We start from the raw sequence: 12840 nt of genomic DNA on the forward strand, positions 1-12840 counted from the left end.
CTTAATACTAATTTTAATAAACATGAATTTAGAGAAAATTTTAGCCATTTCTGGGAAACCAGGTTTATATGTATTGAAAGTGCAAACTCGTACAGGTTTTGTGGCAGAATCATTAACAGATGGAAAAAAAATCACAGTAAACTTAAAAAGTAATGTAAGTTTATTATCTGAGATTTCAATTTATACTTACGAAGGCGAAAAACCATTAACAGAAGTAATGCAGCGCATTGCAACTAAAGAAAATAAAGGACAGGCTATTTCACACAAAGAAGACAATGCTACATTATTGGCTTACTTTAAAGAAATTTTACCTGAATATGATGAAGAAAGAGTTTATCCTTCAGATATTAAAAAAGTATTAAACTGGTACAATACGCTTCAGGCTAAAGGTTTAGTAACAGATTTAGCTCCTGCTGCTGTTGAAGCTGCAGAAGAAGCTCCGGTTGCTGAAGAAAAACCAAAAAAAGCACCTGCTGCTAAAAAAGCAAAAGCTAAAAAAGAAGAATAGTAGTTCATAGCATTCTTTTAAGGTACTAAGTTTCTGAGTGACTAAGTTTTTTTAGATTGTTAAAAAAGATTAAGCTCAGCATCTTAGAAGTTCAGAACCTAAATATTTCAAAATATATTAATCCTGTTAAGACATTTTCTTGACAGGATTTTTTACTTTTACACCAATCGTTACAACCCGGATAAAACTTCAATAATGAGCAAAGAACTTCAGCTTAAGGCCTTCGAAAGACTATTAATTATTATGGATGAACTCCGTGAGCAATGTCCGTGGGATAAAAAACAAACTTTGCAAACACTTAGGCATCTTACCATTGAAGAAACCTATGAGCTGGGAGACGCCATTTTAGACAATGATTTGAACGAGGTAAAAAAAGAACTGGGTGATTTGCTTTTGCATATTGTTTTTTATGCGAAAATAGGCTCTGAAACCAACGATTTTGACATGGCAGATGTGTGTAACGAAATTTGTGATAAACTCATTCACCGTCATCCTCATATCTACAGCGATATCAAAGTCAAAGACGAAGAAGAAGTAAAACAAAACTGGGAAAAGTTAAAGCTGAAAGAAGGTAAAAAATCAGTTTTAGAAGGAGTTCCGAGAAGTTTACCGGCATTAGTAAAAGCCAGCCGAATTCAGGACAAAGTAAAAGGAGTTGGTTTTGATTGGGAAGAATCGCATCAGGTTTGGGACAAAGTTCAGGAAGAACTGGAAGAATTGCAAGTTGAAGTAAAAGCAGGTGATCAGGATAAAATAGAGGCCGAATTTGGAGATGTTTTATTCTCTATGATCAATTACGCCCGTTTTTTAAATGTAAATCCCGAAGATGCTTTGGAACGTACTAATAAAAAATTCATCAAGCGTTTTCAGTATCTGGAAAGCAAAGCAGCAGAGATGGGAAAACCTTTGATGGATATGACGTTGGCCGAAATGGATGTTTTTTGGAACGAAGCTAAAAAGCAATAATTATTCTGCGAGTCTTTTCAGGGCTTTGATGTCCTGAAGTTTGATTTTTTTACCCACTAATTCAATCAAATTCAGTTTGTTAAAATCCGATAACAATCGGATACAGCTTTCTGTTGCTGTACCAATAATACCCGCCAGCTCTTCTCTCGTAAGCTGAACTTTCAGAGTGTTATCTGCATTCTCACCAAATTCGTCATGCAACTGCAGTAAAGTTTCCGCTAAACGCTGTTTTACCGTTTTTTGTACCAATGCAATTTTATCGTTTTCAGATTCTTTCAAATCTTCACAAACTGATTGCATCAAATTCATCGAGAACTGATTGTTGTTATTGAAAAAGTGTAGAATTTCAGCTTTTGGAATAAAGCATACTTCCATATCCGCAACTGCTTTGGCGGTTAAGTTGGCTGGTTCATTGCTGATCATAGAACGCTGACCTAAAAGCTCTCCTGATTTTACCAGTTTTACAATTTGATCTTTTCCGTTGGCACTTAATTTAGAGAGCTTTCCAACACCGTCTTTTACACAATAAACTCCGTTGGTAACTTCACCTTCTTCAAAAAGTGCATCGCCTTTTTTAATCGTGTAAGTTGTTTTGCTATTCGCCAGTTTCACAACTTCGTCTTTATTGAGCGCTTTTAGAGAAGAAAGCTGTCTTACGATACATTGGTCACATTTATTCATAGCAAAAATATTTATTACAAAATTAACCAATATTCGCTTTCGCAGCTAGTGTTCGGGCCGAAAAAATACATAAAAAATCTGACATCACTGTTTGAAGGATTTATTTCATTAAATTAGAAACGGATTTCTTTGTAGTATGATAAATGTCATATTTAAAGTCGCCTCTTATTTTGAATATTTGTGGTATCAAAAAAAAACAAATTATGAGTGAACAAAGTTGTTTTCATTGCGGACTTACGATTCCTAAAAATGAAGTAATCAATTTTGATGAAAAGAAGTTTTGCTGTGCCGGTTGTAAAACGGTCTACGAAATTTTTAGTCTTCATGATTTAACCGGTTATTACGATTTTGAAAATGCACCCGGCGCTACTCCACAGGATATCACAGGTAAATATGACTTTTTAGATAATGAAGCTATCCTTTCGAAAGTATTAGAGTTTCAGGAAGGAAATACCGCCATTGTTTCTTTAAACATTCCTTATATTCATTGCAGTTCCTGTATTTGGATTTTGGAGAATTTAAACAAAATGCAGCCCGGTATAAACCTGTCTCAGGTGAACTTTCCGGAAAAAAGGGTTCGGATTACTTTTAATTCAGATACCGTTTCTTTGAAAACTATCGTTTATATGCTTAGTTCTATAGGCTATGAACCTTATATCAGTCTGGAAAATTATGAATCGGGTAAAAATAATGTCGACAGAAGCTTAACGTATAAATTAGGTGTTGCCTTTTTTTGCTTCGGAAACATTATGTTATTGTCGTTTCCGGAATATTTCGAAATAAAAGAATTCTGGCTGGACAATTACAAACCCTTTTTCAGAATCCTGATTTTTATTTTGGCTTTGCCTAGCTTTTTGTACTCGGCAAGTGGTTATTATGTTTCTGCTTACAAGAGTATCAAATCGGGGATGCTGAACATTGATATTCCAATTGCATTGGGAATCATTGTAATGTTTGTTCGAAGTACTTTTGATATCGTCATGAATTATGGTTCGGGTTTCTTTGATAGCTTGACTGGATTGGTTTTCTTCATGTTGTTAGGAAAGATGTTTCAGATTAAAACCTACAGTTTTTTAAGTTTTGAAAGAGACTTCAAATCCTATTTTCCAATTGCTGTGACCAGAATTAATCCGGATACTTCAGAAGAAAGTATTCCTGTTTATGATGTTTTAAAAGGAAACAGACTGCTCATTCGAAATCAGGAGCTTATTCCTGTTGATGGAATTCTGATTAGTGAAAAAGCAGAGATCGACTATAGTTTTGTAACGGGAGAAGCAGTTCCGATCACTAAAAAATCAGGAGATAAAGTTTTCGCCGGAGGGAAACATATTGGTAAAGTGATCGAAATGGAGGTTTTACATTCGGTGTCACAAAGTTATCTGACACAATTATGGAGTAATGAAATCTTCCAGAAAAAAGTGCTTCAAAAACACAAAACGATAACCGATACGATCAGTCGTTATTTTACACCGCTACTATTGTTAATTGCTTTTGCGGGTTTTGGTTATTGGATTTTTATTGATGCCAATACCGCTTTTAATGTCTTTACTGCGGTTTTAATTGTCGCCTGTCCTTGTGCATTGGCACTTACTGCACCGTTTACGTTTGGTAACATACTGCGAATTATGGGTAAACAAAAAATGTATCTCAAAAATGCGTTGGTAATTGAGCAGTTGGCAAAAGTAGATACGATTGTTTTTGATAAAACCGGAACGATTACTACTAATAAGAAATCAAATATTGTGTATGAAGGAGATTTGCTTTCCGAAGAGAACTATATACTTATTAAAAATGTGCTTCGTGCTTCTAATCACCCTTTGAGCCGAATGTTGTATGATTTCCTGCCGGATTCAGATAGAATAAAAATTAATGATTTTCAGGAAATTACCGGAAAAGGAATTCAGGCTTCTACAGAGAATGCTACAATTCAAATTGGATCTGCGGCCTTTGTTGATAGTCCTGCAACGGAATTATCCGAAATTGAAAAAACGAGTCTGCATATCAGGATCAATGGTACTTATTATGGAAAATTTACATTCCAGAATAAATATAGGGATGGTTTAGAAAAACTTTTCTCAACATTGAGTCGGGAGTACCAAATAAAGGTACTTTCAGGTGATAATGACGGAGAACGTGCTACTCTGGAAGCTATTTTACCTGAAAATACAGAACTGATTTTTAATCAGAAGCCGGAGCAAAAGTTAGAATTTATCAAAAAACTGCAGGATGAAGGCTGTAATGTGATGATGGTTGGGGACGGTTTAAACGATGCAGGTGCTTTGGCACAAAGTAATGTTGGAATTTCGATCTCTGAAAATGTCAATGTTTTCTCTCCCGCCTGTGATGCTATATTGGATGCAAATGAATTCTCGAGACTGAATTATTTTTTAAAATTATCACACAAGTCTATTACAATTATTAAAATGAGTTTTGTCTTGTCACTGCTGTATAATGTTGTTGGGCTATCCTTTGCAATTACAGGAAATCTGTTGCCATTGGTTGCGGCTATTATAATGCCTTTAAGCACAATTACGATTGTAAGTTTTGTTACGATTATGTCTAACTATTTCAGTAACAATAATTTGTAATCATTATAAATAATTCTGAAGTTATTTTTTATATTTTTAACATAGAGCTTCACCTATGATAATTATCATATTTTACCAGTCAATAACCGAGTAATTTTGTTAGTATAAAACGTAAGGTATGAGTGTTATTTATCTATTAATTTCAGTAAGTATTTTCGTAGCAATTGGATTCTTTGTTGCTTTTATTGTAGCTGTCAAATCAGGACAATACGATGACGATTATACACCCTCAGTCAGAATGCTTTTTGATGATGAGACCAAAATTACCAGCCAAAAGAACAATTCATCAATAAAAGAAAAACAAGTATAATTATGGAAATGGAACAGTTTTATTACGACAACAAAATTGTTAAAAAGTTCATTTACGCCACTATCCTCTTTGGAGTAGTGGGGATGTTAGTAGGGCTTACCCTTGCGGTGATGTACCTTTTTCCCAACATAACAGATGGGATCTCCTGGCTTAGTTATGGCCGACTACGGCCTTTGCACACCAATGCAGTTATTTTTGCCTTCGTTGGGAATGCCTTTTTTGCAGGAATGTATTATTCGCTGCAGCGTTTGCTAAAAGCCAGAATGTTCAGCGACTTTTTAAGTAATCTGCACTTTTGGGGTTGGCAGCTTATCATTGTCGCCGCAGCAATTACCTTACCTTTAGGGTATACTTCTTCAAAAGAATATGCTGAATTAGAATGGCCAATAGATATTGCGATTGCGCTTATTTGGGTAGTAATGGGGATTAATATGATTGGTACCATGCTGCGTCGTAGAGAACGTCATTTATATGTAGCTATTTGGTTTTATCTGGCGACATTTGTAACCGTAGCAGTGCTGCACATTTTTAACAATATTGAGATTCCGGTTTCAGGTTTAAAAAGCTACTCTGTTTACGCGGGGGTTCAGGATGCTTTAGTTCAGTGGTGGTATGGCCACAATGCGGTTGCATTTTTCCTTACAACGCCGTTTTTAGGACTGATGTATTACTTTGTTCCTAAAGTAGCCAATCGTCCGGTATACTCTTATAGATTGTCAATTATCCATTTCTGGTCACTGATTTTTATTTATATCTGGGCAGGACCACACCACTTATTGTATTCTGCTTTACCAAACTGGGCACAAAATTTAGGAGTTGCATTTTCAGTAATGCTTATTGCACCATCCTGGGGAGGTATGATCAATGGATTATTGACATTGAGAGGAGCGTGGGACAAAGTTCGTGAAGAACCGGTTTTAAAATTCTTTGTAGTAGCCATTACAGGTTACGGAATGGCCACTTTTGAAGGCCCAATGCTTTCTTTAAAAAATGTAAATGCTATTGCGCACTATACAGACTGGATCGTTGCGCACGTTCACGTAGGAGCTTTGGCCTGGAACGGATTCATGTCATTCGGTATTATTTACTGGCTGATCCCGAGAATGACAAAAAGTAATTTGTTTTCTAAAAAACTAGCCAATTTCCATTTCTGGATCGGAACACTGGGGATTATTTTATATGCTTTACCAATGTACGTGGCCGGCTTTCTTCAGGCATCAATGTGGAAACAGTTTAATCCTGACGGTACTTTGACTTACGGAAACTTCCTTGAAACCGTAACGCAGATTATGCCAATGTACTGGATGAGAGCCATTGGAGGTACCTTATACTTAGTAGGTATGCTGACGTTAGTGTATAACATCATCATGACAGTTAAAGCAGGAGATACAATTGAAGATGAATTAGCTCAGGCTCCAGCCTTACAAAGAATCAGCAGTGGAAGACTTAATGGAGAGAAATTCCATACCTGGTTGGAGAGAAAACCAATTCAGTTAACCATTCTGGCTACGATTGCTATTTTAATTGGAGGTATCATTCAGATTGTACCCACTATTATGGTAAAATCTAATATTCCGACGATCTCTAGTGTGAAACCTTATACACCTTTAGAACTTGAAGGACGTGATTTATATATCAGAGAAGGTTGTGTGGGATGTCATTCTCAGTCTGTTCGTCCTTTCAGAAGTGAAGTAGAGCGTTACGGACCACAATCAAAAGCAGGAGAGTTTGTATACGATCATCCATTTTTATGGGGTTCAAAACGTACAGGTCCTGATTTGTTGAGAGTAGGTGGAAAATATAATGACAACTGGCATTTCAATCACTTTTGGAATCCTCAAAGTACTTCGGCAGGTTCTATTATGCCGGGTTACAAATGGCTTTTTGATAATGAAGCGATGGATGTTTCTCTGACGCAGAAGAAAATGCAAGCAATGGTTTCGCTTGGTGTTCCTTATACGGAGGAAGAAATTAAAAATGCTCCTCAAACATTAAGAACACAGGCAATGGCGATTGAAAAAAGTCTGGAAAATGACCCTGATTATGTAAAAAGTTATGAGGACAGTAAGAAAAAAGCAATGGCAAAAGGTGAAAAATTTGTTCCGATGAACGAGAGAGAAATTGTCGCTTTAATTGCTTACATACAAAGACTTGGAACGGATATAAAAGTAAAACAACCTTCTAAATAACAGCATCATGTTTGAACAAATAAAACACAATATGGAGAACATCTCGGGTATAGAAATTTACCCGATACTTTCTCTGCTGATTTTCTTTTTCTTCTTTGTAGGTCTGGGATTCTGGGTATTCTCTTATAGAAAAGAAAAAATTGAGGAGATGAGTGCAATCCCTTTAGATGAAGGACTTATTATAATTTCAAAAGATAAATAAAAATGAAAAGATTTTTCCCAGTATATGTAAGAGTGCCATTGATTTTTTTCATTGTCTTTGCTCTCATGGAATATTTTATAGATTCAGGCGACAGACCGGCTTTTATCAAATATCCGATGGTTTCCGTTTTTCTCTTTGTTTTTCTGTTTATTCTGATTGCAATTGAAATAACACTGAATGCCGTTAATAGGGTAATGTACGAATTAATGTCACCGGAAGAAAAAGCAAAAGCTGATCATGAAAAGAGTTTAAGCCTGACCGAAAGTACCTGGTACAAAGAGTTGATGCATAGACTAACTCAAACAGAACCCATTGAAAAAGAAGGTGAGTTGTTGATGGATCATAATTATGACGGCATCAAAGAGTTGGATAATAACTTACCACCCTGGTGGGTATACCTCTTCTACATCTGTATCATTTTTGGTGTAATCTATGTGGCCCGTTACGATGTTTTTGGTGGTGATGATCAGGAAACAGAGCTTAGAAAAGAAATGGCTCAGGCTAAGATTGATGTGGAGGAGTATCTGAAAACGGCTCCTGATTTGATGGATGAAAAAACAGTTGTCTTATTGACAGATGATGCCAGTTTAGCTGCCGGTAAAGAGATCTTCATGACCAATTGTGCAGCCTGTCACAGAGCAGACGGTGGTGGACAAATTGGACCAAACCTGACCGATGATCACTGGATTTTAGGTGGTGGGATTAAAGAAATCTTCCATACCATTACGAACGGAGGACGTGACGGAAAAGGAATGGTGTCCTGGAAAACCAACGGGATGAAGCCAAAGGAAATTCAAAAAGTAGCAAGTTACATTTTGTCTTTGCAAGGCAGTGATCCAAAAGATCCAAAAGAACCGGAAGGAGAAGTTTGGGTAGACCAAAGCACCCCTAAAAAAGGCGACACAGCAGATAAAACAAAAGATAGTACAGAAGTTAAAAAATAATACCACCATGTCAAATTTACCAGACGAAGCTTTTAGAGATACCATTGGAACTATTGATGAAGGCGGTAAGAGGAAGTTTATTTTTCCTAAAAAGCCTTCTGGTAAATTCTACGAATACCGAAAGATCGTTAGTTATGTTTTGCTGGCCATTTTAATTGCGAATCCGTTTATAAAAATAAATGGAAACCAGTTTATGATGTTCAACATTATCGAACGACGTTTCAATATATTCGGATTTCCATTCTGGCCACAGGATTTTTATCTCTTCGTGATCTCAATGTTGGTGGGTGTTGTATTCATCATCTTGTTTACAGTCGTTTTTGGAAGAATTTTTTGCGGATGGATTTGTCCACAGACTATTTTTCTCGAGATGGTTTTCAGACGAATCGAATATTGGATCGATGGAGATCGCGGTGCACAAGTGCGACTCGCAAAACAAGAATGGAACGCGGAGAAAATTCGTAAAAGAGTCATTAAATGGACTCTCTTTTTCCTGATTTCTTTCGGAATTGCCAATGTGTTTTTAGCCTATCTGGTAGGAAGTGACGAACTTTTTCTGATGGTAGAACAGGGGCCCATTCAGCAAGCCAGTAATTTTATCGCCTTGCTTATTTTTACAGGAGTCTTCTATTTTGTGTTTGTCTGGTTCCGCGAGCAGGTTTGTATTATTGCCTGTCCTTACGGGCGTTTGCAGGGAGTATTGCTGGATAATAAGTCAATCAATGTGGCGTATGATTTTGTGCGTGGAGAAAAAGAGGAAGGCCGAGCTAAATTCAGTAAAAAAGAAGACAGAGCCTTAACCGGAAAAGGAGATTGTATCGATTGTCATCAATGCGTACACGTTTGCCCAATGGGGATTGACATTAGAAACGGAACACAGCTCGAATGTACAAACTGTACAGCCTGTATTGATGAATGTGATTCCATCATGGAAAATGTTGGTTTGCCTAAAGGACTTATTCGCTACGCATCCGAAGACGAGATCGAGAAAAAAGCACCTTTTAAGTTCACCACAAGGATGAAAGGGTATACAGCCGTTTTGTTTATTCTGTTGAGTGTATTTGTTGGAATGTTGTTTTTAAGAACCGATGTTCAGGCGATTATTCTGCGTTTACCAGGGCAGCTTTTTCAGCACAAAGGAGATAAAATCAGTAATGTGTATACCTATAAAATTGTCAATAAAACGATGAAGGATTATGAGGACATTCATTTTGAGTTAATCGATCAAAAAGGTGAAATTAAAAATGTGGGGAAAACGCATTTTAAAGTAGTTAAAGAAGGTATTTCTCAAGGAACATTGTTCATAGAAATTGAAGAAGTACTTCTGGAAAGCGATAAAACAAAAGTTAAAATAGGGGTTTATAATGGCAAAGAATTGCTGGAAACCACTACGACTAATTTTTTGGGTCCGCGAAGTTTTAATTAAAAGTATACGATCATGAAAATAAATTGGGGTACCGGAATTGTCATTGCATTTGCATTGTTTATGAGTTTCATTTTATATTTCGTTTTTGAAGTACAATCGAATAGTAAATACGACAATGATTTGGTTGTTGAAGAATACTATAAGCATGATTCACATTTTCAGGAAGAAATGGCACGTATTCAAAATGCTCAGGATTTACAGCAAAAACCTTCAATTGCTTATCACGAAGATGGAGTGAAAATAGTTTTTCCTGCCGTTTTCGAAAATGATAAGGTAAAAGGTAACGTATTGTTGTACCGTCCGTCAAATAAGAAATTTGATTTTAATACCCAGATTGCTTTAACAAACTCAGCGTTGTTAATTCCGAAAAACAAACTAGTAAAAGGACGTTGGGATGTCAATATGGAATGGCAGTACGGAGGAAAAAAGTACCTGTCTAAGGAGGTAATATATGTAAATTAATATTTTAGAGACCAATCCATTGAAAAGATTTTCTTTTAATGGATTGGTTTTTATTCGAACAGCTTTTTACTTATCAGTTAAAGTAGGCTGTATCAAAAAACAAAGAAGATGTTGTATTCCGCTTTCATATTTGGATTAATCAGTAGTTTACACTGTATTGGAATGTGTGGTCCAATTGCCATGATGCTGCCCGTCGACCGACAAAATGAAGCAAAAAAGGTAACTCAGATCATTACCTATCATTTAGGCCGATTGACTGCATATGCAACCATTGGGCTTATTTTTGGTTTATTAGGGAGAGGATTCTTCTTAGCTGGACTTCAGCAAAAAATGTCTATTTTTATTGGTTTGGCGATGATAGTCATTGTTCTAATTCCTGAAAAGGTTTTTTCTAAATACAACTTTTCCAAACCGGTCTATAAAATGATCTCCCGGGTAAAATCTAGCTTGGGGAATCAATTTAAAGACAGAAGCTACAAATCTCTCTTTACAATCGGATTGTTGAATGGCTTCTTGCCTTGCGGAATGGTTTATGTAGCCTTATTTGGAGCTATAGCCATGCAAAGCGCCAGTTTAGGAGTGCTGTACATGCTCTTGTTCGGTGTAGGAACTATACCGCTAATGACCGTCGTAGTATATGTTAACTCACTAATCAAACTTCCCTTCCGAAATAAGATTCAGAAAGCAATTCCTTATGTTGCTGTTATTATCGGAGTATTATTTATCCTGAGAGGATTAGGTCTTGGAATTCCTTACATTTCTCCATCTAATATGAGTTTGTTTGTTCAGTCGACTCCAAACTGTCATTAAACAGGAATCATGCGGAAATTGCTTTTGCCCTTTCAGGGCAATACTCGCGTTTAATTTAGTTCATAGTGCAGCGCACTATGAGTTAGATTATGATATAGAATTGCCCTGAAAGGGCTGGAGCCTCTAGGAATTATATTGATTTAAATAACAACCATACAATTTTTAGAGGATTTCATAGAAAATGGGATATTTTTTGTCAAGATTGAGTTTTTACTCTTTCAGAGCATAAACAATTATCCTGATCATTTGTAGTACTCCAGAAATGTTATCGTAAAAGCTTTTTCAGAGTAATCTAAACCGTCATAGAAAACAGGTTTGTTTCCGGAGATTTTCTTTTTAAATGCAGATCAAAGGCCATACAAATGTTACGTACAAAAGGTCTTCCTGCTTCGGTAATTGTAATTTTATTTTCTTCAATTACAACTAATTGATCGTTTTCCATTTCTTTTAAATCGGATAGAACTATTGGGATTTCTTTGAAACATAAAGACTCATCACTCCAGGAAGTTTCAAATTCACAAGTTAAATTTAAAATGTGTTTTCGGATGATGAGATCTTCCTCATCGAGAATATGACCTTTCACTACCGGTAATTGGTCTGATTCCAACATTTGGTAATATTCCTCTATAGTTTTGGTATTTTGTGCAAAACTATACCAGCTATCGCTAATGGAAGAAACCCCTAAACCTATCATAAGCTGTGTTTTTGAGGCGCTGTAACCCATAAAGTTTCGGTGTAGCTCTTTATTTTGCGCTGCCTTGTATAAACTGTCAGAGGCAAAGGCAAAATGATCCATTCCAATTTCATGATAACCATTTTGTCCCAGCAATTGTTTGCCGACTTCATATAGTTTTCTTTTCTCGGCATCTTTCGGAATGTTTTCTTCATTAAATCCACGCTGGCCATTGCCTTTGATCCAGGGCACATGAGCATAACTGTAAAATGCCAGACGATCCGGTTTTAATGAGTTCGTTTTTTCAACAGTATCAATAACATTTTCGATCGTTTGAAAAGGCAGACCAAATATAATGTCATGACCGATAGAAGTATATCCTATTTCTTTGGCCCAAAAGGTAACTTTGGCTACATTATGAAAAGGCTGAATCCTGTGAATTGCTTTTTGAACCTTTTCGGCATAATCCTGAACACCAAAACTTACCCTGCGAAAACCTAAATGGTATAAGCTTTTAAGCTGTTCGTAAGTAGTGTTGTTTGGATGGCCTTCAAAACTAAATTCGTGGTTTTCGGCTTTGTGGGCATTTTTAAAAATACCATTGATAAGCTGTTCCAAATTGTTTACAGAAAAGAAAGTTGGAGTTCCGCCACCTAAATGGATCTCTTTTATAATTGGCTTTTCCGGAAGTAAATTGCAATAGAGGTTCCATTCTTTCAGAAGCGCTTTTATATAAGTTTCTTCAACATTGTGATTTTTAGTAATTCGTTTGTTACAACCGCAAAAGGTACATAAACTTTCACAGAATGGCAGGTGAATATACAAACTGATTCCGTTTTGCGAATTGCTCTCTGAAAAAGCCCTTTGGAATGATGCAATCCATTTCTGTTCATTAAAATTAGTTTCATTCCAATAAGGAACCGTAGGATAACTGGTATATCTTGGACCGGGAACGTTGTATTTCTGTGTTAATGAAATTTTCATAAAAGAGGATTTTGGATCCTCAAAATTAGAGCACTGTTGCCGAAAATAAAATGACAAATATCATGTAAAAAAAAGAGACTCAAAATGGGCTACGATG

The 12840-nt window shown here is 36.3% G+C and carries 12 protein-coding genes; 10 read left to right on the forward strand and 2 right to left on the reverse strand.

From position 1 onward, the window contains the following. Positions 1–22 precede the first annotated feature (22 nt). Positions 23–508: a DUF5606 domain-containing protein gene (locus ACAM30_RS16020; protein ID WP_369615595.1), complete on the forward strand. Its 486-nt coding sequence runs from the start codon at positions 23–25 to the stop codon at positions 506–508. Positions 509–703: 195 nt separating this feature from the next. After that, positions 704–1474 carry a nucleoside triphosphate pyrophosphohydrolase gene (gene mazG, locus ACAM30_RS16025; RefSeq protein WP_369615596.1) on the forward strand — a complete coding sequence of 257 codons (771 nt, stop codon included), beginning with the start codon at positions 704–706 and terminating at the stop codon, positions 1472–1474. Here the strand turns inward: mazG and ACAM30_RS16030 are convergent, their stop codons facing one another. Further along, complete coding sequence (locus tag ACAM30_RS16030) at positions 1475–2155, reverse strand: Crp/Fnr family transcriptional regulator (RefSeq protein ID WP_369615597.1); 681 nt, start codon at positions 2153–2155, stop codon at positions 1475–1477. It lies immediately after the preceding gene. Between the two features lie 203 nt (positions 2156–2358). Here ACAM30_RS16030 and ACAM30_RS16035 point away from each other — a divergent pair, with 203 nt between their 5' ends. The 8 genes from ACAM30_RS16035 to ACAM30_RS16070 all read left to right on the forward strand — a co-directional run bounded on the left by ACAM30_RS16035 (position 2359) and on the right by ACAM30_RS16070 (position 11086). Next, on the forward strand, positions 2359–4743 hold the full coding sequence (locus ACAM30_RS16035; RefSeq protein WP_369615598.1) for a heavy metal translocating P-type ATPase metal-binding domain-containing protein: 2385 nt from the start codon (positions 2359–2361) through the stop codon (positions 4741–4743). Between the two features lie 118 nt (positions 4744–4861). Continuing rightward, the gene (gene ccoS / locus ACAM30_RS16040) at positions 4862–5053 is read left to right on the forward strand and encodes a cbb3-type cytochrome oxidase assembly protein CcoS (RefSeq protein ID WP_017498331.1); all 192 of its coding nucleotides are present in this window, start codon (positions 4862–4864) and stop codon (positions 5051–5053) included. Positions 5054–5055: 2 nt separating this feature from the next. Continuing rightward, entirely contained in the window at positions 5056–7242 is a 2187-nt protein-coding gene (gene ccoN / locus ACAM30_RS16045; RefSeq protein WP_369615599.1) for a cytochrome-c oxidase, cbb3-type subunit I, read from the forward strand. A gap of 7 nt (positions 7243–7249) precedes the next feature. After that, a complete protein-coding gene (locus ACAM30_RS16050; RefSeq protein ID WP_369615600.1) occupies positions 7250–7444 on the forward strand; it encodes a CcoQ/FixQ family Cbb3-type cytochrome c oxidase assembly chaperone in 195 nt (64 codons plus the stop codon). A gap of 2 nt (positions 7445–7446) precedes the next feature. Then, positions 7447–8388 carry a cbb3-type cytochrome c oxidase N-terminal domain-containing protein gene (locus tag ACAM30_RS16055; protein WP_369615601.1) on the forward strand — a complete coding sequence of 314 codons (942 nt, stop codon included), beginning with the start codon at positions 7447–7449 and terminating at the stop codon, positions 8386–8388. Between the two features lie 7 nt (positions 8389–8395). Continuing rightward, on the forward strand, positions 8396–9814 hold the full coding sequence (gene ccoG / locus ACAM30_RS16060) for a cytochrome c oxidase accessory protein CcoG (RefSeq protein ID WP_369615602.1): 1419 nt from the start codon (positions 8396–8398) through the stop codon (positions 9812–9814). A 12-nt stretch (positions 9815–9826) separates the two neighbouring features. Continuing rightward, positions 9827–10276 (forward strand): FixH family protein, encoded by a 450-nt coding sequence (locus ACAM30_RS16065; protein ID WP_369615603.1) that lies wholly within the window; start codon positions 9827–9829, stop codon positions 10274–10276. A gap of 108 nt (positions 10277–10384) precedes the next feature. Then, entirely contained in the window at positions 10385–11086 is a 702-nt protein-coding gene (locus tag ACAM30_RS16070; protein ID WP_369615604.1) for a sulfite exporter TauE/SafE family protein, read from the forward strand. A 292-nt stretch (positions 11087–11378) separates the two neighbouring features. Here ACAM30_RS16070 and hemN read toward each other — a convergent pair whose 3' ends face one another. After that, positions 11379–12743 carry an oxygen-independent coproporphyrinogen III oxidase gene (hemN, locus tag ACAM30_RS16075; RefSeq protein ID WP_369615605.1) on the reverse strand — a complete coding sequence of 455 codons (1365 nt, stop codon included), beginning with the start codon at positions 12741–12743 and terminating at the stop codon, positions 11379–11381. Positions 12744–12840 lie beyond the last annotated feature (97 nt).

It is taken from the genome of Flavobacterium sp. CFS9 (assembly GCF_041154745.1).
Taxonomy (GTDB): domain Bacteria; phylum Bacteroidota; class Bacteroidia; order Flavobacteriales; family Flavobacteriaceae; genus Flavobacterium.